Origin of the sequence: Gluconobacter sp. DsW_058, from assembly GCF_002153615.1 — a bacterium.
Taxonomy (GTDB): domain Bacteria; phylum Pseudomonadota; class Alphaproteobacteria; order Acetobacterales; family Acetobacteraceae; genus Gluconobacter; species Gluconobacter cerinus.
In genome coordinates this window covers 55,199-79,419 of the sequence record NZ_JOPH01000002.1, presented here as the reverse complement: position 1 = coordinate 79,419, position 24,221 = coordinate 55,199, and the positions used below count along the sequence as shown (strand labels likewise).

At 58.9% G+C, this 24,221-nt stretch carries 18 protein-coding genes; 12 read left to right on the top strand and 6 right to left on the bottom strand.

Annotation, left to right across the window (positions count from 1 at the left end):
• Positions 1-86 precede the first annotated feature (86 nt).
• The 9 genes from gltX (at position 87) to HK24_RS02030 (ending at position 11,799) form a co-directional block, all read left to right on the top strand.
• The gene (gene gltX, locus HK24_RS02070) at positions 87-1,490 is read left to right on the top strand and encodes a glutamate--tRNA ligase (RefSeq protein ID WP_086633113.1); all 1,404 of its coding nucleotides are present in this window, start codon (positions 87-89) and stop codon (positions 1,488-1,490) included.
• Positions 1,483-2,424 (top strand): aspartate carbamoyltransferase catalytic subunit, encoded by a 942-nt coding sequence (locus tag HK24_RS02065; protein WP_046900251.1) that lies wholly within the window; start codon positions 1,483-1,485, stop codon positions 2,422-2,424. Before gltX ends, HK24_RS02065 begins: the two co-directional genes overlap by 8 nt.
• Positions 2,421-3,695: a dihydroorotase family protein gene (locus HK24_RS02060; protein ID WP_086633112.1), complete on the top strand. Its 1,275-nt coding sequence runs from the start codon at positions 2,421-2,423 to the stop codon at positions 3,693-3,695. The genes HK24_RS02065 and HK24_RS02060 overlap by 4 nt, the downstream gene beginning before the upstream one ends.
• Positions 3,692-4,321 carry a glycerol-3-phosphate 1-O-acyltransferase PlsY gene (plsY, locus tag HK24_RS02055; RefSeq protein WP_086633111.1) on the top strand — a complete coding sequence of 210 codons (630 nt, stop codon included), beginning with the start codon at positions 3,692-3,694 and terminating at the stop codon, positions 4,319-4,321. Before HK24_RS02060 ends, plsY begins: the two co-directional genes overlap by 4 nt.
• Before the next feature lie 41 nt (positions 4,322-4,362).
• Positions 4,363-5,550 (top strand): DNA-processing protein DprA, encoded by a 1,188-nt coding sequence (dprA, locus tag HK24_RS02050; protein ID WP_086633110.1) that lies wholly within the window; start codon positions 4,363-4,365, stop codon positions 5,548-5,550.
• A 20-nt stretch (positions 5,551-5,570) separates the two neighbouring features.
• Complete coding sequence (gene topA / locus HK24_RS02045) at positions 5,571-8,276, top strand: type I DNA topoisomerase (RefSeq protein ID WP_086633109.1); 2,706 nt, start codon at positions 5,571-5,573, stop codon at positions 8,274-8,276.
• Between the two features lie 148 nt (positions 8,277-8,424).
• A complete protein-coding gene (locus HK24_RS02040) occupies positions 8,425-10,140 on the top strand; it encodes a S41 family peptidase (protein WP_233125954.1) in 1,716 nt (571 codons plus the stop codon).
• 26 nt (positions 10,141-10,166) lie between these two features.
• A complete protein-coding gene (locus HK24_RS02035; protein ID WP_086633151.1) occupies positions 10,167-10,508 on the top strand; it encodes a DUF1491 family protein in 342 nt (113 codons plus the stop codon).
• A gap of 142 nt (positions 10,509-10,650) precedes the next feature.
• Positions 10,651-11,799 (top strand): OmpA family protein, encoded by a 1,149-nt coding sequence (locus HK24_RS02030; RefSeq protein ID WP_086633107.1) that lies wholly within the window; start codon positions 10,651-10,653, stop codon positions 11,797-11,799.
• A 139-nt stretch (positions 11,800-11,938) separates the two neighbouring features.
• Here HK24_RS02030 and HK24_RS02025 read toward each other — a convergent pair whose 3' ends face one another.
• Positions 11,939-12,490 carry a hypothetical protein gene (locus tag HK24_RS02025; protein WP_233125953.1) on the bottom strand — a complete coding sequence of 184 codons (552 nt, stop codon included), beginning with the start codon at positions 12,488-12,490 and terminating at the stop codon, positions 11,939-11,941.
• Positions 12,491-12,806: 316 nt separating this feature from the next.
• Here HK24_RS02025 and HK24_RS02020 point away from each other — a divergent pair, with 316 nt between their 5' ends.
• The 3 genes from HK24_RS02020 to HK24_RS02010 all read left to right on the top strand — a co-directional run bounded on the left by HK24_RS02020 (position 12,807) and on the right by HK24_RS02010 (position 16,363).
• Positions 12,807-13,367: a hypothetical protein gene (locus HK24_RS02020; protein ID WP_249203008.1), complete on the top strand. Its 561-nt coding sequence runs from the start codon at positions 12,807-12,809 to the stop codon at positions 13,365-13,367.
• 81 nt (positions 13,368-13,448) lie between these two features.
• Positions 13,449-15,464, top strand: a complete 2,016-nt coding sequence (gene parE / locus HK24_RS02015) for a DNA topoisomerase IV subunit B (RefSeq protein ID WP_086633105.1) — start codon at positions 13,449-13,451, stop codon at positions 15,462-15,464.
• Positions 15,465-15,466: 2 nt separating this feature from the next.
• Positions 15,467-16,363 carry a DMT family transporter gene (locus HK24_RS02010; protein ID WP_086633104.1) on the top strand — a complete coding sequence of 299 codons (897 nt, stop codon included), beginning with the start codon at positions 15,467-15,469 and terminating at the stop codon, positions 16,361-16,363.
• A 19-nt stretch (positions 16,364-16,382) separates the two neighbouring features.
• Here the strand turns inward: HK24_RS02010 and dld are convergent, their stop codons facing one another.
• The 5 genes from dld to ileS all read right to left on the bottom strand — a co-directional run bounded on the left by dld (position 16,383) and on the right by ileS (position 24,149).
• A complete protein-coding gene (dld, locus tag HK24_RS02005) occupies positions 16,383-18,098 on the bottom strand; it encodes a D-lactate dehydrogenase (RefSeq protein WP_086633103.1) in 1,716 nt (571 codons plus the stop codon).
• A 165-nt stretch (positions 18,099-18,263) separates the two neighbouring features.
• Positions 18,264-20,126, bottom strand: coding sequence for a DNA mismatch repair endonuclease MutL (gene mutL / locus HK24_RS02000; protein WP_086633102.1), 1,863 nt, complete (start codon positions 20,124-20,126; stop codon positions 18,264-18,266).
• A gap of 39 nt (positions 20,127-20,165) precedes the next feature.
• Positions 20,166-20,741 (bottom strand): DUF3035 domain-containing protein, encoded by a 576-nt coding sequence (locus HK24_RS01995; protein WP_064274244.1) that lies wholly within the window; start codon positions 20,739-20,741, stop codon positions 20,166-20,168.
• 49 nt (positions 20,742-20,790) lie between these two features.
• The gene (gene lspA / locus HK24_RS01990) at positions 20,791-21,303 is read right to left on the bottom strand and encodes a signal peptidase II (RefSeq protein WP_080951423.1); all 513 of its coding nucleotides are present in this window, start codon (positions 21,301-21,303) and stop codon (positions 20,791-20,793) included.
• Positions 21,303-24,149: an isoleucine--tRNA ligase gene (gene ileS, locus HK24_RS01985; RefSeq protein ID WP_086633101.1), complete on the bottom strand. Its 2,847-nt coding sequence runs from the start codon at positions 24,147-24,149 to the stop codon at positions 21,303-21,305. Before ileS ends, lspA begins: the two co-directional genes overlap by 1 nt.
• Positions 24,150-24,221 lie beyond the last annotated feature (72 nt).

The following is a 24,221-nucleotide window of genomic DNA, read 5'->3' as shown; positions in this document are numbered from 1 at the left end:
AAGGCAACACATTGCAAAAGAGTGACACACTTTATGGTCGAACGATGCGGATGGCCCGTGCCGCATGACCATGATATGAGAGCCGCATGACCATCCGTACGCGCTTTGCACCCTCCCCTACGGGCCTGCTGCATGTTGGTAATGCCAGGGCTGCTCTGTTCAATTTCCTCTTCGCACGCCATCACGGTGGCGAATTCCTGTTGCGGATTGAGGACACTGACAAGGAACGTTCCACACAACGTGCCGTGGACGTCATCTTTGACGGCCTTGCCTGGATGGGAATTACGGCCGATGCCGAGCCCGTTTTCCAGTCAGCCCGTCAGGACCGCCATACGGAAGTCGCTCTTGAGCTTCTGGCCAAAGGCGAAGCCTACAAGTGCTATTGCACGCCAGAAGAACTGACTGCCATGCGCGAGAAGGCCATGGCCGAGAAGCGTCCGCCCCGTTACGACGGCACCTGGCGTGACCGTGATCCGTCCGAAGCGCCGGAAGGTGCGCCTTATGTGATTCGCCTGAAAGCACCACGTGAGGGCGAGACCGTCATCAAGGATTTGGTACAGGGCGAAGTCCGCGTTGCGAACGTGGAAATGGACGACCTGATCATCCTGCGCTCCGACGGTACGCCGACCTACCTGCACGCCGTGGTCTGTGATGACCATGACATGGAGATCACCCATGTCATGCGCGGTGATGACCATCTGACGAACACCTTCCGTCAGGCCATGATCTACCGCGCAATGGGCTGGGATCTGCCGCACTTCGCTCACCTGCCGCTCATTCATGGACCGGATGGCGCCAAGCTGTCCAAGCGTCACGGCGCGCAGTCCGTCGTAGATTTCCGCGAGGAAGGGTATCTGCCGGAAGCCCTGTGCAACTACCTGCTCCGTCTGGGCTGGGGCCATGGTGATGCTGAGGTTCTGTCCCGTGAAGAGCAGATCAAGCTGTTCGATCTGGATGGCGTCGGGCGTTCCCCGTCCCGTATGGATTACGTAAAACTGGCACACCTCAATGGTGTCTGGATGCGTCAAGCTGACGATGAGCGTCTCACAAACGACGTTCTGGAGCGTCTGCAAGGCCGTGAAGGCGTTGTTGCTGATGACCGCACGCGTGCCCGTATTCTGGCCATGATGTCCGGCCTCAAAGAACGCGCCAAGACGCTGGTCGAACTGACGGATAACGCAGCCTTCGCAGGCTTCACACTTCCGCTGACCTTCACGCCCAAGGCTGAGAAACTGCTGGACGAGAACGGTCGCAAGGTTCTTGAAGGCGTCGGGCATGATCTGGCAGCCCTGCCGGATTTCACAGCGGAAGCCATCGACGGTGCCCTCCGCGCCTATGCCGAGAAGAACGAACTAAAGCTCGGCTCCGTTGCCCAGCCGCTACGTGCTGCCATGACCGGATCCACCACGTCTCCGGGCATCGACCTGACGCTGGCCGCTCTCGGCCGTGACGAGGCTCTGGCCCGCATTGCGAGTGTGCTCAGTGCCTGAGCGGCCATCCGTCCCCCGGCATCTGCTGGGAATCGAGGGGCTAACAGCGGGGCAAATTGCTCCGTTCCTCGATCTGGCGGAGAGCTATGCACTCCTGAGCCGTTCCCGTTCCGCACCACGGGATGCGTTGCGGGGCCGGACAGTCATCAATCTGTTCTTTGAGGACAGTACCCGTACCCGCACCAGTTTCGAACTGGCAGGCAAACGCCTTGGCGCAGACGTCATCAACATGACGGTCGCGACCAGCTCGGTGAACAAGGGCGAGACGCTGCTGGATACGGCATCCACGCTGAATGCCATGCGCTGCGATCTTCTGGTCGTGCGTCATGGCCAGTCCGGTGCGCCTGCCCTGCTGTCGCAGAAGGTCGAAGCCAGCGTGGTGAATGCTGGCGATGGCACGCATGAACATCCAACTCAGGCTTTATTGGATGCTCTGACCATTCGCCGTCATTTCGGGCGGCTGGAAGGTCTGACCATTGCGATCTGCGGAGATGTAGGTCACAGCCGGGTCGCGCGATCCAATATTCACCTTCTGACCGCAATGGGAAATACGATCCGCCTGGTTGGACCGCCAACGCTTCTACCGTCCGCCATGGCAGAGCTTGGGAACGTCACGCTGTATTCGGACATGGACGAGGCCCTGAAGGGCGCAGACGTCGTCATGTCCCTGCGGCTTCAGAAAGAGCGCATGGGCGCTGGTCTCGTACCAAGCTCGCGCGAATATTTCCGCTTTTTCGGTCTGGATAGCCGTCGTCTGGCACTGGCTAACCCGGGCGCGCTGGTCATGCATCCCGGCCCCATGAACCGTGGCGTCGAGATTGCGTCCGATGTTGCGGATTCAGACCAGAGCGTGATTGCCGAACAGGTAGAAATGGGTGTGGCGGTGCGTATGGCCGTTCTTGATCGCCTGTCACGCGCACGGATGCCCTCATGACGATTACTGTTTTTGAAAATGTCCGTCTGGTCGATCCAGCATCTGGCCGAGATGGCATCGGACGCCTGACGGTTGAAGACGGCCGCATCGCCGCTATCGACAGCCCCGAGACGCCAGAAGGCGCGCGCGTGATTGATGGTCAGGGTGCAGTTCTGTGCCCTGGGCTTGTGGATATGCGTGTTGCCTTGGGTGAACCGGGTTTTGAGTATCGTGAAAGCGTCAAGTCAGGTGCGCGGGCTGCCGTAGCGGGTGGGATTACCACCATGGCCGTTCTGCCCAACACGTCTCCGGCAATCGATAATCCGGCTCTGGTGCATCTTCTGAAGGTGCGCGGCGAAGAGACGGGTATGGTCTCTATTCACCCTTATGGCGCGCTGACGCGCGGCTGTGAGGGTGGCGACATGGCGGAGCTGGGCCTGTTGCAGGACGCAGGCGCCGTGGCGTTCACCGATGGCACGCGCGCCATCACAGACGCCAAGCAGATGCGCAATCTGCTGTCCTATTCCCGCTTCCTTGACGCGCTGGTTGTGCAGCATCCAGAAGAGCCTTCGCTCGCCAAAGGCGCCTGCGCGACGGCAAGTGCGCTGGCGGTCCGGCTAGGTCTACCGCAGGTTCCGGCCGCGGCTGAGGCGATCATGATTGCCCGCGATCTTCGTTTGGCGGAGATGACTGGGGCGAGACTGCATTTCGCGCACGTCTCTACGGCCGAAGGGCTGGATCTGATCCGAACAGCCAAAACACGTGGCGTCAAAGTAACATGTGACACAGCGCCCCCTTATTTCGCCATGACGGAAGAAGACATTGGGGACTTCCGTACCTACGCGAAGTTCTCCCCACCGCTCCGTGCGGAATCAGACAGGGCAGCGGTTTGTGCGGCTCTTGCCGATGGCACGATTGATGCCGTGGCATCTGATCACGCCCCGGCTGATGCGGACGACAAACGTCTTCCATTCGCGCAGGCGCGTGCAGGTGGGACAGGTCTTGTCACGCTTCTGGGTGTGACACTGGGCGCAGGGCTGCCTCTGATGGATGCTCTGCGTCTTGTCACCTGTGCTCCTGCTGCTCTTCTGGGGATTTCGGCTGGAACACTGGCAATTGGTCAGGATGCCGATCTCTGCATGTTCGATCCTGACGCCGTCTGGGAAGTGACGGCTGGCGAACTGCCGGGCCGGGCCCAAAATACGCCATTTGATGGTCAGAAGCTGACAGGACGGGTCCTGCGGACCTTCCGACGAGGCCGCGAGGTCTTCATGGCTGAGGGCTTGGCATGACGCTGTCACATCCCAACCTGCTGCTTGTCGCCACAGTCGCGTATGTTATCGGGAGCATCCCGTTCGGGCTGATTTTAACGGCTCTCGGCGGCGGCGGAGACATTCGCCAGATTGGTTCCGGCAATATCGGCGCCACCAATGTCCTTCGGACCGGTCGCAAGGGCTTGGCCGCCGCCACCCTTCTTCTGGATGCTCTCAAAGGGGCGCTGGCAGTCTTTCTGGCGCTTCGGTTCGGTGGTGGCCCGCCGTCACTCGCCATGGCCGTAGCGGCAGTCTCGGTGGTGGTCGGTCACTGTTTCCCCGTTTGGCTGGGATTCAGGGGCGGCAAGGGCGTTGCCACGGGACTCGGGACAATCTGGGTTTTGTGCTGGCCTGTTGGTGTGGCGTGCTGCGTGGTCTGGCTCGCCGTAGCGCGGATAAGCCGGATTTCGTCGGCCGGAGCGCTTTCAGCATTCCTTGTTGCGCCGATTTTGATGGCTGTCGTGCTGGGCCGGGGTGCCAGTTCTCCCATTCCTGTCGCGACTTTTCTCATCGCCCTCCTGATTTGGGTACGACACTATAGCAATATAGTCCGTCTGCTGACGGGCAACGAACCTCGGGTGAACGCCAAGACAAAATCATCCTGATTTTAAGCAACCGTTAATGAAATTCGGATAGGAGCGAAAACATGACGACGTTTTCTGCTCCACCGTTCCGGTTGTCTGATCAAGAGCGACTCGACGCGATGCGTCTTGCTCGCACGCCGGGCGTGGGTCCGATCAATTTTTCCAGACTACTCTGCCAATATGGCGGCCCGACTGCGGCTCTTTCCGCACTTCCTGAACGGATGCGTCAGGCTGGCCGTCTGGATCTGCCGCTTATTCCATCGGCTAACCAAATGGCCGATGAAGTTGAAACCCTCCGGAGAATGGGTGGAAACGTTTTGATCCGGGGGGACGCCAATTATCCCCTGATGCTGTCCTTCATCAAAGACGCTCCACCTGTGCTTTTTGTTCAGGGAGATCCAGCTAAACTCTCTCTGCGCTCTGTCGGCATTGTGGGAGCACGCAATGCTTCTGCTGCGGGCATTCGCATGGCCGAGAGCCTCTCTGCTGAGCTTGCAGACTCGAAAATCTGTGTTGTTTCAGGTCTGGCCCGTGGGATCGATTCGGCTGCTCATGAGGCAGCCCTTTATCCCGGCCTGACGGCGGCGGCTGTCGCTGGAGGGCTGGATCACGTGTACCCGCCAGAAAATGCAAAGTTGCAGGCCAGTATTGCCGAGCGCGGGTGCCTGGTGACAGAGGCGCCATTGGGGACCGTTCCCCAGGCGCGGCACTTTCCTCGCCGCAATCGGCTGATTGCCGGGATCTCTCTCGGATGCGTTGTTGTGGAAGCCGCACTGCATTCCGGAACGCTGATTACGGCCAGTCTGGCGATCTCATATGACAGAGAAGTCTATGCCGTTCCCGGCTCGCCACTCGATCCCCGGTCTCGCGGCGGCAATGAGCTTTTAAGGCGCGGAGCGACGCTCACGGAAAATGTGCAGGATATTCTTTCTTGCCTCCCTTCCGAGCTCCCGGCTCCCCTTTCACCTCCATGGGTAAAGCAGGCGCACCAACCTGGTATTTTGCAAGGCTTTTCAGAACCTTACACAGCATGGAATGTGAGTACGGAGGATCACTGGGAAGACCCCGATCTTGTGCTGTCTGAGGTGCTTCCGCTTCTCTCCATGACACCGGTAACAGTTGACGAGGTGATGCGCCGCTGCCAGTTCTCCGTTTCGGCAGTACTGTCGACACTGACCGAGCTTGAGCTTGGGGGTGTCGTGGAGTTCGTGCCCGGCGGGCGCGTGGCGTTACAGCCGAACAGGAAGTGACGCGGAAGACCGGAGTGGCAATGACAGACGTTGTGGTAGTCGAGAGCCCATCAAAGGCCAAGACGATCAACAAGTATCTGGGAAGCGGGTTTACCGTTCTTGCTTCCTTCGGCCATGTGCGGGATCTGCCGCCCAAGGACGGGAGCGTACGCCCGGACGAGAACTTTGCCATGAGCTGGCAGACGGACGACCGGGGCGCCAAACAGATTGCGGCCATTGCCAAGGCTCTCAAGGGAGCAAAGAACCTCTATCTGGCCACTGACCCGGATCGCGAAGGTGAAGCAATCTCGTGGCATGTGCGCAGTGTCCTTGAAGAAAAGAAGCTCCTGAAGGGAATCGACGTTCATCGCGTCACCTTCAACGAAATTACGAAATCTGCCGTCACTGCTGCGATGGCTGGCCCACGTGAGCTGGATCAGCCCCTGATTGACGCTTATCTGGCCCGTCGTGCGCTGGACTATCTGGTGGGCTTTACGCTGTCGCCAGTGCTTTGGCGCAAGCTGCCGGGCAGCAAGAGTGCCGGCCGCGTGCAGTCCGTAGCGCTCCGCCTCATTTGTGAGCGTGAAGCCGAGATCGAGGTTTTCAAACCGAAGGAATACTGGACCGTTACTGGTGGGTTCAATACTCCGGCGAAAGCAGCTTTTCAGGCGCGCCTTACCCATCTGCGTGGTGACAAACTCGACCAGTTCGATCTCAATAATGAGCAGCTGGCCTTTGAGGCTCGTGACATCGTACAGGCCGGTCAGTTCACCGTTCGCTCTGTCGAGCGCAAACGGACGAAGCGCAACCCACCGCCGCCATTCACGACCTCTACGCTTCAGCAGGAAGCCTCCCGCAAGCTTGGCATGAGCGCGCAGACAACGATGCGCACGGCCCAGCAGCTTTATGAGGGCGTGGATCTTGGTGGTGAGACGATCGGTCTGATCACCTACATGCGAACCGATGGCGTCACGATGGCCAAAGAGGCAATCGGTGCGATTCGCGGGCATATCGGCAAGGCGTTTGGAGACGAGTACGTACCGGATTATCCGCGCGCCTATTCGACCAAAGCCAAAAACGCGCAGGAAGCGCATGAAGCCGTGCGCCCTACGGATGTGTTCCGCACACCTCAACAGGTCGCTCATGCGCTGTCTCCTGAACAGCGGCGGCTGTATGAACTGGTCTGGAAGCGCGCGGTTGCGTCACAGATGCAATCTGCCGAGCTTGATCAGGTTGCAGTCACCCTGGCGGATGCCAGCGGACAAACACTGCTTCGGGCAACGGGTTCGACGATTGCCTTCGATGGCTTCCTGAAGCTTTACATCGAAGGCAAGGACGATTCGAAGGCGGAAGACGACGACGGCAAGCTGCTTCCTGCCATGAAGGAAGGGGACCGCGTCGCGACGACGGCTGTTGACGCTGAGCAGCACTTCACCCAGCCGCCGCCGCGCTATTCCGAAGCGTCTCTGGTCAAGAAAATGGAAGAGATCGGCATTGGTCGTCCTTCCACCTATGCCTCTGTTCTGGGCGTTCTGCGGGACCGTAACTACGTTCGACTGGAAGCCAAGCGCTTCCTGCCGGAGGACCGCGGACGACTGGTCACAGCGTTTCTGACGTCCTTTTTCGAGCGTTATGTCGATACCGGCTTCACGGCGTCTCTCGAAGAACAGTTGGATGACATTTCCGGTGGCCGGGCTGACTGGCACGATGTCATGGCAGCCTTCTGGCATGACTTTTCGGCAGCCGTAGATCAGACAAAAGATCTGAAAATCTCGGACGTCATTGACGCTCTGGATGAAGATCTGGGCGATCACTTCTTCCCGCCCAAGGACGACGGTACTGATCCACGGGTCTGCACATCCTGCGGAACAGGCCGTCTGGGGCTGCGTCTTGGCAAGTTTGGCGCCTTCATCGGCTGCTCCAACTATCCGACCTGCCAATTTACGCGACGTCTGGTCGCTGATGACGGTGCGGATGAGGGCCTCAAGGACGGCATCAAGGTTCTAGGCCAGCATCCGGACACCAGTGAGGACATCACCATTCGTCGTGGGCCCTATGGACTGTATGTCCAGCAGGGGGAACCCAACCCGGAAGACAAGAAGGCCAAGCCCAAACGTACAACCATCCCCAAGGGGCTGGACGGCAACACCATGACCATGGAGCAGGCTCTCGGACTTCTGTCCCTGCCCCGGCTGGTTGGGATGCATCCGGAAACAGGGGAAAAGATCGAAGCCGGCCTTGGACGGTTTGGGCCCTATGTGAAGATGGGTGCGATCTACGGCACGCTGGACAAGGACGATGACGTCCTGACGGTTGGGCTGAACCGGGCAGTCGACAGCTTGGCGAAGAAGCTCGCCTCCATCCGTAACCTGGGAGCACATCCCAAGGACGGTGAGCCGGTCATGATCCGCAAGGGTCGTTTTGGTCCCTATGCGCAGCATGGCCAGTTGATTGCCAATCTGCCCAAAGATCAGGACATGAACGACATCACGCTCGATGCTGCGGTGGCGCTCCTGGCTGAGAAGGGCAAACCTCTTAAGGGTGCAGCCAAGAAGACCACTGCGAAGAAGGCTCCAGCCAAAACGGCAAAAAGCAAAAAAACTTCGGATGTGGATGCAACTTCTGGCGAAGAAGCTCCAAAGAAAAAGACGACCCGCGCCACAACAAAAACTTCGACGGCGCGGAAAACAGCCGGATCCGCAACGAAAAAGCGGAAAACGGCAGCAGACTCTTCCTCGGAGGCCTGAAGCGTTACTCTGGAGGGGGTGTGACCTGGTTGCACTCCTTCCAACAATGTCATTGGTGTGTCTTTACCGGGGCCGAAGTTTGTGGCGTGGTCAAAAGATGGATGGGGTAACCACTTCCTTCTTTCCGCCTCTCCTCAAGGACCCCTCTTTGCGCCATGCCGCACGTCCCATGATCCTGTTTCTGTCGCATATTCGCGAGACGGCGTGCCGCCCGGTTCTTATCCTCAGCCTTCTCACATTGGCGCTGGGAGGCAGTGTCCAGCCTGCTCTTGCCCAGACGCAGGCCACGCCATCAAGCAGCACACCTACATCCCCTGAAGCCGCTCCGGCCTTTGCTGGTGGAATGACCAGAGACGTTCTTGTCGCCGCCCTTGGGTTTCTGGCGCCGCGCACCCTTGATGCCCATTCCGCAAGGGAATTCTGTATCTGGGGACTGGACGGGCTAACGGCGATCGATCCCACGATTATTGTGACAACGAACCCTGCTGAGGATCGTGACGGTCAGCATATTCCTGAAACCGTGACAATCACGCGGGGGCAGAAGGCTTTCTTCAAGCATCCCCTCCCCGCTGATACCAGCCGAACCGGATGGGCCGATCTTGTAACTGCAGCCATGGACGCTGCCTGGTCCCACTCATCCACGATCCGGGAGGCGGGTGATGATGCCCTGCTTCAGGGGTTCTTTGATGAACTGTTCAACCACATGGACCCGTATTCACGGTATCTGGGACCGACCCCGGCGGTTGCGGACCGAACACGCCGGACGGGCCAAAGCGGCACTGTAGGCCTGACACTGGGACAAAAAGGTCATTCGATTGTTGTGACGGCTGTTAATGCCAATGGACCGGCCTGGGAGGCTGGGGTGGACATGGGACAGCGTCTGGTCTCGGTGAATGGAAAATCTACGCACGGACAGTCTCCTGATACAGTCCAGAGCTGGCTGGACGGCGATGAGCGCACAGCCGTATCTCTGGCCCTGGCCTCCAAGGGGAAACGTCCGGCGACCTTGAAGCTGATGAGAGTGCAGGTCCCGCCCGAGACTGTTTTTGCATCTACGGTGGATGCCTACACGCTTCTGAGGATCACTTCCTTTTCGACCCAGACGGCTGAGGAAATCAGCCAGTATCTCGATCAGGTGGTGGAAGATGACACACCCGATGGCCCTGGTGCCACGCAGGCAGCAGGCAAAGCGAAGCGCCCTGCCGGGATCATCATTGATCTGCGCGGGGACCGTGGCGGCGTTCTTCAACAGGCTGTTACGGCTGCCGCCCTGTTTCTCGATCATGGCGTAGCAGTCACGACGCATGGCCGCGATCCTCAGGCCAATCACATCTGGGCCGTTCAAGGCGGCGACATGACAAGTGGAGCGCCGATTGTCATTCTCGTGGATGGTCGCACAGCAAGTGCAGCAGAAATTCTTGCCGCAGCCTTGGCCGATCATCGCCGCGCCGTCGTCATTGGCAGCGAGACCTTGGGCAAGGGTCTTGTGCAGGTGATTGGCCAGATGCCCAATGGCGGCGAACTGTTCGTGACATGGAGCCGCAATCAGGCCCCGCTGGGCTGGCCCATTCAAGGTCTGGGCGTCATGCCTCAGGTTTGCACCTCCCGGGGGAGCGATGACCTGCATGCGCAGCTTGACGCTCTGAAAAACGGAAACGCCCCGCAGGCAGGCGCCGTTCAGATGGCTCGGGCAGCGCGCTACCCTGTTCCTGTCGCCCGAATTCTGGACATCCGACGTCATTGCCCGGCAGCGATCGGGACAGACGCAGACATGGACACGGCAAGATTCATGCTGTCTTCTGCTTCGGCCTACAAGGCAGCGCTTGAAGCTGTCCCTGACGAAAATACCGCACCTCTGCACTAACTTTTCAGGATATGGACGGAACTTTCATGGGTGCACGTTTAAAAACAGGTCTCTGGGTGCGCGCCGTGATGCGACGGATTTCTTCCGACGGCACGTCCGCCATGGTTCTGAAAAAGGGTGATGAGGATGCTGGAGCCGTTCTGATCGTTCTCAGGGACCGCGACGACAATGTTGCCCTCCTCCGTGAAAATGGTCCGGACTGGATTCGGGCAGACGTTGAAGGCGCTGCAGGACTGGAAGACTATCTGGAACGCCAGCGTCGTTATGATCCGGACCTCTGGGTCATTGAACTGGAAGTTCGGAATGTGGCCACGCCGCTGGAACGAACACTCGGTTCGCGTCGCGCAGATCTGGACGTGATGCACTGAACTGTGGGAGGGAGGACACACTGGGCGACGAACATGCCCATTGTGAAACTTTCGCATCACCCATTAAAGGGTTCGGCGCGTTGCCATCGCCTGTAGTTTCGGCAAGAAGACTTTCAAATTGGGTTGGTTGGAGAGAAATGACATGATGCAGCGATCCGTTTTCAGGACCTGGCTTGCCCGGGCCGGGCTCACTGCAGGCGTTTCGATGCTGGTCATGGGGGCCGCAGAGGCGCAGCCGGTCAGGGGACTGTACGTTTCCGGGTCTGGCGGCGCGAGCTTCAACCAGGATCAGACAGTCCGTCTTTCTCCTGTCTTCCCGAGCGGCCGTGACCATTATCAGGCAGGCGTCACGGGACTCGGCAGCGTTGGCTGGGGCCTCGGAAACGGGTTCCGGGTCGAGGTTGAGGGAAATTACCGCAACAATCGTCTCCAGCAGTTCAAGAGCAGCCTATTCCCGTCGTCTGTTGGTGGTCGCCAGCAGAGCTACGGCGTGATGGCAAATGCCCTGTTCGACATGGATATCGGCCAGTCCTGGGTTTATCCGTATTTCGGCGCAGGCGTAGGCTACGGCTGGCAGTCCATGAACACCTATGTTCATGCGCCTAGCGGTGCATTCGACCAGCACGTCACGGGTACGGCAGGAAACTTCGCCTATCAGGGCATCTTCGGTCTGTCCTTCCCTGTTCCCTGGGTGGTTGGTCTCTCTGCCACGACAGAATACCGTTTCTACTCCCTGCTTGGGCCTAACGGTCATCACGCTACGGCGACAGGCGTTTACGGCGGCTGGGATCAGAAGCAGGCTTATGGCTCTTCCACGGGCAACCGCGATACCCGCACGAACTTCAATCACTCGCTGCTCCTAGGCCTGCGTTACGAGTTCAACCCGGCTCCGCCGCCTGCACCACCGGCTCCAGCAGTGATCGCTGCGCCCGCGCCAGCCCCGACACGCACGTATCTGGTTTTCTTTGACTGGGATTCGGCTGCTCTGAGCGAACGTGCGAAGTCTGTGGTGGCTGAAGCTGCCAAGAACTCCACTTCGACCCAGGTCACGCATATTGAAGTCAGCGGATATACGGACACGTCCGCTGCCCAGCCAGGGGCACGCGGTCAGGCTTACAATCTCGGCCTCTCCAACCGTCGCGCCGAAAGTGTGAAGGCTGAGCTGATCCGTGACGGTGTGGCGGCTGGCCTCATTTCCACGCAGGGCTTTGGCGAGGCTCACCCCCTCGTCCCGACAGGCCTAAATGCTCGTGAGCCTCAGAACCGCCGCGTTGAAATCGATTTCAAGTAAGGTTTAGCCTTACGTTTCAAACAGCCTTGAAAGCCGGCGCCCTTGACTGGGTGCCGGCTTTTTTCATGTCTGATCCGGTAAAACGATACAAAAAAAGCGGGGATAATCCCCGCCTTTTTCGTCACGAAGCTGAAGAGCTTCAGTGCTTGCGACGTGTCGTCTGACGCGTAGCTGCCTTCTTTTTCGTAGTGGTTGTAGCAGCCTTCGGCGTCGGTGCCGTAACAGCAGGCTTGGCAACAACAACGCCGGTCGCGTCCACAGTGATGTGTACAACCAGGTGTTCGCGCTTCTTGCCACCACCTGGGATCAGCTCCGCCGTGAACGTGTCTGCACCAGCATAGGCCGTTGCAGGGGTATAGTTCACGTAGGTGTGGCCATCGTAGTTGTAGAGGAAAGCCTTGCCGTGTGACGGCGCAGGATTCACACCGAAGGAGGAATAGCTGCTGCCGAAGGATTTCTGCACGGAGATCGCGCAGAGGCCATCGTCACTGCGAACGGTCATGTCCACATTCATCGTGCCATCAGCGGCGGTTGTGACCGGCGAGACGTGGCAGACTGCAGAAACCTTCTGGTAGCCGAAGGGGTTCGGCGTCACAGAGCGTTGAACGATCGCCTGCTGTGCGCAGCCGGAAAGAAGCAGGGAAAAGGCAAAGGCCGATCCCAGGGTAATGACGGAACCTCGCAGGCGCACGGTCAACTCCAACGCTCGTGACAGACTTAATGCCGCGCTTCCCGCGACAAGATAGACGTTCGCATGTAGAACAGGACGAGGCAGGGTGAAAGCCTGTCCGTCTCCCTTAAGCGCACTTTCAGGGCTTTTTCTGCGGTCGGCGCGATAAATTACAATTGAGAACGCGAACGCCCATTTTCCGCCACGAAATTATGTTGCAGGTAAAGAGCTTGCCGCACGTTTCTCACATGCGGATTCATCTTTCCGCGGGCCGCAAGCCCGGATTATGCTGTCTGTCTGTTTCCGGCCATCAGTCCCGGCCTTGTGGAGTTTGTCGATGCCTTCGTTTTTCCGTCGTTCCTTCGTCCGTCTGGCTGGTGCTGGCCTGGCGTGCACAACACTGTTTGCCGCTCATGCCACGCCAGCTTTCGCAGCTGAGTGCGGCAACTCCCCGGCTCATGAAGCTTTTGACGTCGCGGGCCTGAAGTCCGAACTGATGGTAACGGCTCTCTCCTGCAAGTCGCAGGATCGCTACAACGCGTTCGTTGCCAAGTTCCGGCCGTCCCTTCTGGACGCGGAAAAGCGCCTTGATGGCTATTTCCGCACCACATACGGCCGCCGCGCTCAGGCGGCTCACGATGATTACATCACGCAGCTAGCTGATGTGCAGTCTCTTGGCGGCCTGAAGTCCGGCACGGTCTTCTGTGAACAGCGCACAGCCATGTTCGATGAGATTGATGCACTCGAAACAGGTTCCGACCTGGCTCATTACGCCGAAGCCAAAGATGTTGCCCAGCCTGCGTCCTATGAGAGCTGTGCAGCACCTGCCACGGTTGACCGTCGCCCGCGCCATGGCACAACCAAAAGCACCACGACGCGTCGCACGCACCGCGCCTGATCTGTTGCCAAAAGTCAGTCGTTCTGTTCCATCCGGAAGCGTTCTCTTGACGTTCCGGACTGGGGCGGCGACAACGCAGACATGAGCGATCTGTTCGAGTCAGGCAAAGCAGGAAATACCAAGGCGACTGGCGGCCGCAAAGGCGCCGTCAACACGGATTATGGCGCACAGGATATCGAGGTCCTTGAGGGACTGGAGCCTGTTCGTCGTCGCCCTGGAATGTATATCGGTGGCACGGATGATAACGCCTATCATCACCTTGCCTCCGAAATTCTCGATAACGCCATGGATGAAGCCGTGGCCGGCCATGCCAGTAGCATCGAAATGCGACTGGAAGGCCCGCGGACCCTCATGGTGCGCGATAACGGTCGCGGCATCCCAACGGACCCTCATCCCAAATTCCCGGATAAATCCGCGCTGGAAGTGATCTTTACGACGCTTCATGCGGGCGGAAAATTCTCTGGCAAGGCATATGATACGTCTGGCGGCCTGCATGGTGTCGGCAGTTCGGTTGTCAACGCGCTCTCCGACAAGCTTGAAGTGGAAGTCGCCCGGGACCGGGTACTTTATCGGCAGGATTTCTCCCGTGGTGTGCCGCTTGGCCCTTTGGCCGAAGTCGGCAAGGCTCCCAATCGCCGAGGCACCACGGTCCGATTTTCGCCTGATCCGGAAATCTTCGGGAACCTTCATTTCTCCGCATCCCGCCTGTACCGGCTCTGCTGCTCCAAGGCCGCTCTGTTCCGTGGCGTCATCATTCAGTGGAAATGTGATCCGGAGCTCATCAAGGCTGGCGACGAAACACCAGTCGAAGCCACGATCCAGTTTCCGAACGGCCTCGAAGATGCCCTGACGGCAGAACTCGGTGCCAACCCTGATCTGTTGACGCCACTTTGGGCCGGAGAAGCCGAGCTTCCCCTGGCAGCCGACGGCCGAACAGGTGGCAAGGTAGAGTGGGCTGTCGCGTTTCTGGAAGCTGGCACATCCACACTCACCTCCTACTGCAACACGATTCCCACGCCGCAGGGCGGCACGCATGAAGCGGGCTTTCGAGCCGCTCTGGTTAAGGGTTTCCGTTCCTGGGGGGACCAGCGCAAGGTCAAAAGAGCAGCGGCGATCACGGCTGAAGATGTTCTTGGCGCCGTTGCCGCCAAGCTTTCTGTTTTTATTCGTGACCCGCAGTTTCAGGGCCAGACCAAGGAAAAGCTGACCAATCAGGAAGCCTCGCGTCTTGTAGAAGGCGCCCTGCGTGACCGAATCGATCATTGGCTCGGCGGGAACCCGCAGCAGGCCGATAATCTTCTGGCGTTCATGGTGGAGCGCGCTGAAGAGCGTTTGCGCCGTCGTGAAGTCAAGGAAACGGCGCGAAAAAGCGCGACCCGCAAACTGCGCCTTCCCGGCAAGCTGACAGACTGCACCCGCGAGAACGCCTCCGAGACCGAACTGTTTCTGGTCGAGGGCGAATCGGCCGGTGGCTCTGCGCGCCAGGCACGTGACCGGGAAACGCAGGCTGTTCTGCCACTACGCGGCAAGATTCTGAACGTCGCCTCCGCCACCGCTGACAAGCTCCGCGGGAATCAGGAACTCCGTGACCTGACGGAAGCTCTTGGCTGCGGTCTGGGGTCGTCTTTCGACATCAGCCGGCTTCGCTACGGCCGCGTCATCATTATGACAGACGCCGACGTCGACGGGGCGCATATTGCCTCCCTTCTGATGACATTCTTCTATCGCGAAATGCCGGAACTGATCCGTCATGGTCATCTGCATCTGGCTCAGCCGCCGCTGTATCGCCTGACGCATGGGGCGAAGACGGTCTATGCGATGAACGATCAGGATCGTGACAAGCGCATCAAGGCGGACTTCAAGTCCAATGCGAAGGTCGAAGTGTCCCGATTCAAGGGTCTGGGCGAGATGCCTGTGAAGGACCTCAAGCAGACGACGATGGATCCTGCACGCCGGACGCTTCTGCGGGTTGTTGCTCTTCCTGAAGATCGCGCGCTGACAAGCGAACGCGTGGAAAGCCTCATGGGGCGCAAGCCGGAACTCCGATTCCGCTTCATTCAGGAGCATGCCCGTTCCGTCGAAGATCTTGACGTCTGAACGTGACCACTGGTGTGCAGCCTGTTGAAAAATACGGACAACTTAAGGCGGTAGGGCTACTGATCGGGGGGATATCCTCCTTCCAGATCGGCGCCACGCTGGCGAAGGGGCTTTTCCCGCTCTTTGGTCCAACCGGAATGGTGGGGCTGCGTGTCTGCATGGCCGCACTCATTCTGCTGGCCATCTGGCGCCCGACTCGCATGACCCTGACACCAGTTGCCCTGAAACTGCTGCTGCCTTATGGCGCGTCTGTCGCGGTCATGAACTTCTGCTTCTATGTGGCGCTGGTTCGCCTGCCACTGGGAATCGTGGTTGCACTTGAATTCACGGGCCCGCTGACGCTCGCACTTGCTGGGTCACGTCGCTGGCTCGACCTGTGCTGGGTACTCTTTGTAATTTCCGGGCTGTATCTGCTGCTGCGTCCCGAGACAGCAGCCGTCGCCGGATCTGCCCATGCTCTGGATATATTCGGAGTCTGTGCAGCACTCCTGAGTGGCTGCGGGTGGATCGTGTACATCCTCACAGGCACCCGCATGGGGAAAATTCTGGATGCGGGGCAAGCGACAACACTGGGGATGGCCACGGCGGGGATTTTTCTTCTCCCCTGCCTGATCCCCACAATTCCCACCGTCATCACGCATCCGTGGCAGGGTGGAGCAGCTCTCAGCGTGGCCGTTCTTTCCTCAGCCGTGCCTTATATTCTTGACATGATGGCCATGCGTCGCCTTCGACCGAAAGACCTTGGAATTCTGCTGAGCATGGAGCCCATGCTCGGCGCCGTTTCAGGCTGGATCTTTCTGGGCGAAGCGCTGTCGATCACGCGATGGGCAGGCGTTCTGTGCATCGTTGTTGCGTCTCTCGGCAACGTTCTCACAGCCCGGAAAGCCACTCTGCACTAACCATCCGGGAAAAGGATAATCAGACGCTTTCAGCAACCCAGTTCCGGCGTTTGGTGGCTTTGCCAATACCCGGGTTAAAGCAATTGCATGGGTCCAGACTGCGATAGTGTTCGATCATCTCTTCCGGCGCATCGTAAAGATGACCAACGTTATGCTCGGCAGGATAACGGGCACCCCGGGCTTCCAAACCTGGCAGCATGGAGTGCTCCACGGCCATAGCGTTGTAGCCCTTTTTCACCACGTAATCCTGATGCATCACGTGGCAGAAGAAGTGGCCGTAGTAGAGTTTGACGATAAGCTTGTCTTCAATCTCTTTCGGTAGGGTTTCAAACCACTCCCGGTCATTTCGGCGCAGCGCCACATCAAGAGCAACAATGTCTTCTGCCGTCTTTGAATGAACGGCACGGTAACGGATGGCCGCTCCGGCTGCGGCAAAGCGATGGAGGAAGGCCAGCTTGCCTTCTTCCGAGGTGCAGGCAAAGAAATCGCCAGACGTTTTTGAGTGCCATTCTTCAAGATACGCTTTGACGGGCGCTGCGAGCTCTGCCGATACCTTGAGCATGAGATGATGTTCGAAACGATCCCGGAAATCACACATGCGTGCCGGGAGCTGCTTGGGAATGACCTTACTGAAAGCCTGAAGCAACAGGTCACTCAGGTGGCCTGAAATGCCGGGGATGCGCTGTACGGCAATATCGAACCGGGATTTCAGACCGAAGAACGTGGGCAGGAACCGTGTACCCATGTAGCGAATGATGGCTGTCGTGTCCTTGCCATACACCTCGGCAATATTGAACGCGTCCCGGTGGATATATTCTCCGGCGATTGGCAACTCATCGAAGCTTGTCAGGATATGGCGGCGTAGGTCTTCCAGATCCTGCGTGCTGTTGGTCCCGATGTAGAACACCGCTGGATTTTTATTGGCCTTGAAGGTGTCGAGGCGAACGGCAAACACAACCAGCTTTCCCGCGCATCCAGCGGCTTCGTGCCAGCGGTTGGGGTCCGCATTAAAGCGTGCAGGCGTTTCAGCATCCACGTCCCGCACATGCTGGGCGTAACCAGCGTCATGGCCGCGGCCTGCGTTCCAGTCGATAGCGCTATCCGGAAGTTGCCCAGCCTGGACGGCAGAAAGAATCTGCTCTGGATCACCTGCAAGGCGGATTCCCAGATGGTTGACGAGATGCAGTTTCCCATCTGCCCCCATCTGACCGAACAGGGCCATTTCCGTGAAAGCAGGCCCGCGCTGCACCAGAGCGCCGCCGGAATTGTTACTCACACCCCCCAGAACGGAGGCACCAATACAGGATGAGCCAATAACCGAGTGGGGCTCGCGGCCAATCTTGGCGAGCTTTTCTTCCAGATCATGCAGGGTCGAGCCAGGAAGACAAACAACCTGCCGCCCCTCACCGATCAGGTGGATGCCATCCAACCGGTTCGTGCTGATGATGACGATCTCGCGGTCATAATCGTTGCCATCCGGTGTAGAGCCACCGGTTAGGCCGGTGTTAGCGGCCTGCATGATGATGATCTTGCCACTTTCAGCACAGAGCTTGGCAGCTTTCCACAGTTCAACAAGGTTTCCTGGCTGTAGAACGGCCAGCACATCGCCGAGCCCAAACCGGTATCCTTTACGGAAGCGATAAGTCGCGTTGGGCTTGGTCAGAACATGACGACGGCCAACGACCGAACGAAGGGCATCAAGGAAAACCGTGTTCCCGCTGGAGCTGGCCGGCATGTCTGTATTCTTCCTTCAACGTTTCTGGCGTTGCTACCGTCAAAGCGCAGCCAGCGGACTCCATGGTTCCAAAATTTACGCCTGTTCAGCGACAGGCTTACAGACACCCCCGCAAGAGCGCGCCGTCCATGCCTCAGATCAAGCAATGGGATCACAATTGGGCGACTATTTAATACGCCCGAAAAGACGCTCGATCTCGCTACGCGTCAGTTTTAACCAGGTTGGACGGCCGTGCGAACAGGTATTGGCGCGCGGAGTACGCTCCATTTCCCGCAAAAGGGCATCCATTTCTTCCGGTTTCAGGCGTCGGCCGGCGCGAATGCTTCCATGACAGGCCATTCGGGCCAGAATGGCATCCAGACGATTGGAAAAACTATCCGTATTGCCAGCATCAAGATCCGGATCATTGGCGAGTTCGTCCGCCACATCCCGCAGAAGGCCCTGAACGTCCTTTGTGCCGAGAAGGGCGGGGACTGATCGGAGCAGCACGCTCCCTGCACCAAAGGATTCGAGGTCTATCCCCAGCCTAGACAGATCTTCAGACCGTGCCAGCAGAGCCTCAGCGTCCCGTCGGGGAAGGTCCACGACTTCAGGCAGAAGAAGAGCCTGAGAGCGTAGAATCCCGCTGGCATATTGCTCTCGCAAGCGCTCATGAGTCAGACGCTCATGAGCCGCATGCTGATCCACGAGAACCAGATCTCCATCAGGGGCAACGGCAATAATGTACGTGTCAAAGACCTGAGCCACCGAAGCGCCAAGCGGAAAAGAAGCGTCAAGATGCTCCGGGACAGGTTGGGGCGCACGCGCAGCCGGCGCAAAACCGGCCTCCTGCTCAGCAAAGCCCGATCGATCGGGAGCGAATGGTGCTGCCTTGTGTACGTTCAACGGTAACGATGCTGCTGGCTCTGCCCGGAACTCCGTGAAAGAGGGCAGTTCAACGGGAACGTCTGGTCGCGACGGGTAGGAAATTGAGGGACGCGCTGGACGTGACCCAAAGCTGGCGTGGATTCCGCCTCCGCCACTGGACCCGTGACCGAGTGCCCGACCCAAACCGCCAATAACGAGCGCACGGACTTCAGCTTCATCCGCAAAGCGCAGTTCTGTCTTGGCAGGATGTACGTTCACATCCAGTCGCTCCAGAGGCACCTTGAGATGAAGAGCCATCACCGGAAAACGTCCACGTTCAATGACGGGACGATACGCCACACGGATGGCGGTCCGCAGCATGGGGTCTGTAACCGGGCGGTGATTGACCATGATGAACTGGCCCGAACCGGTAGCCTTGGTTTTGGCAGGGCCACATGCAAAGCCGGACAGGCGTATATGGCCGCGCTGTTCATCAAGCGGGATCAGCGTGTCAGGTGTTGTCTCCAGAACCGTTGCCGTCCGGGAGATGGGGCTCTGTTCGGGCAGGTCAAACAGGACCTTGTCGTCCAGTGTGACGCGCATGGCGCAATGCGGCGCGCTCAGAGCCAGCCGCCGCATGACCGATTCAGCATGACTGTTTTCCACACGCGGGCTTTTAAGAAATTTGCGTCGCGCAGGGGTGGCGAAGAACAGATCCGTAACCACAATCCGCGTGCCCACCGGACCGGACGATGGGTGTGGCGGCGTGATGACGCCTCCGTCGACACGAATGCACCAGGCCGTGTCAGATTCGGCTGTTCGGGATGTAATGGAAAGGCGTGCGCTTGCCCCAATGGATGGCAGGGCTTCTCCACGAAAACCAAGCGTGCGGATCTGAACGAGACGTTCGTCCTGCAATTTGGATGTGCAATGGCGCTGGACAGCCATGTCCAGCTCTTCCGGCGTCATGCCGCAACCATTGTCCGTGACATCAATACGATCTGTGCCGCCAGCGCGCAGGGCGACCACAAGACTTGTGGCGCCAGCATCAATCGCGTTCTCGACAAGCTCTTTCAGAGCCGCAGCCGGGCGTTCAATCACCTCACCCGCAGCAATCAGATCAACAACATGACCTGAAAGCCGACGGATGACCGGGCGTACAAGGGAAGTTTTCTCAGACAGGATGGTGGCTCACAATCCTGAAGGCAGGGAGAGTGCTGTTTACAGCACGCCCAGAAAGTGACCGCTCTTTTTCTTGACGGTCGGGGTCGCGCCTGTTGCAGGGTTACGCCCCAGAGCCGAGTTCTCACGAATACGGCGGTTTTCAGCGTCCCCGTCGACTACGGAGCCAGCCTGGCCGCCCTTCCAGAACATTAAGTTATCAACGAAGCCAGCATCGGCAGCACCGAGTTCGGCATTGTTGGGAGCACCCGAAGCCTTGTCCACCTGGCCAACTAGAGCGGACTGGCCGCTGCTGTTTTCGCCGTTGAACGGGTGAAGGGCTGCATCCGGAGATAGCGTTTCAAGAGCCTGCATCCGCGGGCTCTCGTCCGGACGGTGCGCGTCGGCAGCGCCAGGAAGCTGCATCTTCTCTGTAGGCGGCATGGACAGCGGAGCACGCGTCGTGACGGTGTATTCGTCTGGCATGTAGCGTTCCATGCCGAAGGCCCGCTCCAGATCGCTGCCTGAGCAACCAGACAGCATCAGGCCGAATGAAGCAATTGCACCCATCTGTACGCTGAGACGGGCAACTGGAAGACGGTTACGGCGCATTGAGGGACCTTGGGACGCGATCATGATGGGATAGTCCTACAGTCCACGCAGCGTGGGGGCAAGCTCCCCTTGCTCACTGCGGCTGGCTGTTACGTTCAGCAAGAAGAGAGTCGATCAGCCAGACGGCCACTCCACACACAATACCGGCATCGGCAATGTTGAAGACATACCATGACCAGCCGAAGGCATGAGCATGGAGGAAATCTACAACAGCGCCGTACCGCAGGCGGTCAATGACGTTACCGATGGCTCCGCCTGCGATGGCCCCGCAGGCGCCGGCAACCAGGGTTCGGCGCGTCTTTGTCATGGTCCAGACCAGCAGGCAGACAGCCAGCAGCGAGACCGTGCAGAAGACCAGAGGCCCTTTGCTGCCCAGACCACCAAACATTCCAAACGTCACGGCATGGTTCCAGACCATAGTGAAGTTCAGGAATGGGAGGATCTGGACAGACCCTTTCTCCGGCAGATTATAACCGTAGAGAATCCAGTCCTTGCTGGCCTGATCCAGAACGAGGACCAGAACCAGCAGGGCGAGCCCAAGAACCAGCCGCCCCATACGGCTCATACCTTCCTGCCAGAGGGACATCAGGCACTCACCACACTGACGCAGCGACGGCACAGAGCCGGATGCTCGGCATTTTCACCCACATCCGGAAGCACCTTCCAGCAACGGGCACATTTATGACCCGGCGCACGCTCGACTTCTGGGCCACCGTGAACTGTTTCGCCCGGAAGAAGCTCGATCTCCGCGTGGGACGTGATGAGCAGCTCTGCCCAGTCAATTCCGGTAAGAGACGCTGCCTCTTCCTGTGAGATCGGAAGCGTCACACTGGCTTCCAGGGAGGCGCCGATGACGCCATCACGGCGGGCTGTTTCCAGCTCGGTCGTGACAAGGCGGCGGTAGGCGCGGATCTCGTCCCAGTTGGCGCCCAGTTCCGGGTTGTTCCACTCGGGATCAGGCTCAAAGAACTGCTCCAGATGGATGCTGCTCCCTTCACCGAAACGGGCACTCCAGGCTTCTTCTGCGGTGAAGACCAGAACGGGTGCCAGCCAGGTGCAGAGCGCACGGTGCAGAGCATCCAAAACCGTGCGGGAGGCGCGGCGCGTCAGATCAGAAGGAGCGTCGCAGTAGATCGCGTCCTTACGGATGTCGAAATAGAAGGCGGACAGATCCGTCGTGCAGAAACCATGCAGGGCCGGATAGACACCCACCCACTGATGCGTCTCGACGGCCGTGCTGATCAGGCCGCGCAGTTCCGAGAGGCGGTGCAGGATGTACTGCTCCAGCGGCGGCATTTCAGCGTAGGGGACAGCCTCTTCTTCCGTGAAGCCATCCAGCGCCCCCAGCAGCCAGCGCAGAGTGTTGCGCAGGCGACGGTAAAGTTCGCCCTGCTGCTTCAGGATCTCGTTGCCGATGCGCAGATCTTCATTCGTGTCGGAGTTCAGCACCCACAGACGCAGAATGTCGGCACCCAGTGAGTCCGTGACGTCTGCCGGGGCAATGACGTTGCCGAGCGACTTGGACATCTTGCGGCCCTGCTCGTCCAGCACGAAGCCGTTCGTCACAAGGGCTTTGTAGGGGGCAACGCCACGTGTGCCGACGCTTTCCAGCAGGGACGACTGGAACCACCCGCGATGCTGATCAGAGCCTTCCAGATAAACGTCTGCCGGGAAATTCAGGCCTTCCTGCCCCAGAACGAACTGATGCGTGGAGCCGGATTCAAACCACACGTCCACAATATCGAAGACCTGTTCGTAGTCTGCCGGGTCACGGTTTGGACCAAGGAAAACAGCCGGGTCTGTGTCGTACCAGACGTCCGCACCCTTTTCGTGGAAAGCCTTGACGATCCGGTCCATGACGTCTGCATCACGCAGAACTTCACCGCTCCGCTTCTCAACGAAGACGGCAATCGGCACGCCCCAGGCGCGCTGACGGGAGATGCACCAGTCCGGACGCTGCTCGACCATGGAGGTCAGGCGGCGACGGGCGGCTTCAGGCACGAAGGTGACAGGATCAAGCGCCTTGAGAGCCTTCTCACGCAGCTTCGTTTCCCCATCCATCGCGATGAACCATTGAGGTGTGGCGCGGAAGATGATTGGCGCCTTGGAACGCCAGGAATGCGGATACGAATGACGGATCTTACTGCGGGCCATAAGGCCAGTCGCTGGTGCGTCGTCATGTTCACCGGCCTGGCGGGCTTCCGTCAGCAGATCACAGACCGGGTCAGCCGCTTTGAAAACATGGATGCCTTCGAGATGCGGAACCCATGACGCGTAGCGACCGTCATCCTGCACCAATTCCGGCACTTCAATGCCGAACTGGCGGCAGACGATAAAGTCATCCTGACCATGAGACGGCGCCATGTGAACAAGGCCCGTACCAGCATCTGTCGTGACGAAATCGCCCGGAAGCATCGGCACGTCATATTCGTAACCACGACCACGTAGCGGATGAGCGGCAATAGCGCCTTCCAGCGCGCTGCCGGGCAGCGTGTAAAGAATGTGATGCGCGCTGATACCGGTTTCAGCGCAGAAGGCCTCAACACGGTCTTCCGCGATCAGCAGACGCGCGCCCTGCGGGACAACGCTGGCTTCCGTGATCTCATCAGCACGCAGAACCACGTAGGTGATGTCCGGACCATAAGCGAGCGCGCGGTTGGCTGGAATGGTCCACGACGTTGTGGTCCAGATAACGGCTGAGACGCCATCGAGAGCGTCACCCGGCGTCGGGTCTTTGATGATCGGGAAGGCGACGAAGATCGTGGTGGAATCAACGTCGTGATATTCGATCTCGGCTTCGGCCAGAGCGGTCTTCTCGACGGGGCTCCACATAACAGGGCGCAGGCCCCGATACAGACCGCCATTCAGCAGGAACTTGCCGATTTCTCCAACGATTTTGGCTTCAGAGCTGTAGTCCATCGTGACGTAACGATTGGCCCACTCGGCCTGAACACCGATGCGTTTGAAGTCTTCCGCCTGCTTGCTCACCCACTCGGCGGCATATTGGCGACACTCTGCACGGAACTGGAGCAGGGGAACCTGATCCTTGTCCTTGCCAGCCTTGCGGTACTGTTCCTCGATCCGCCATTCGATCGGCAGACCATGACAGTCCCATCCCGGCTGATAGCGGACTTCGAAACCGGACATGCGATGCGCACGGTTGATGACGTCTTTCATCACCTTGTTCAGCGCATGACCAATGTGAATGTGCCCGTTGGCATACGGAGGGCCGTCGTGCAACGTGAAGACCGGGCGTCCCTTCCCTTCCTCACGGATTTTCCCGTCCAGATCCATGGCCGCCCAGCGGGCAAGCGTCTCAGGCTCACGCTTCGGCAGGCCACCCCGCATAGGGAAGCCGGTGCGCGGCAGGAACACAGTATCGCGGTAGCGGTCCTGCTGTTCTTTGAAGGTCGTATCGGACTTGTCGGACATGGGACGGGCCAACTTTGGTCATTCACACAAAATAAGGGGGACCATATGGAGATTGGGCGGGGATGTGGTCAA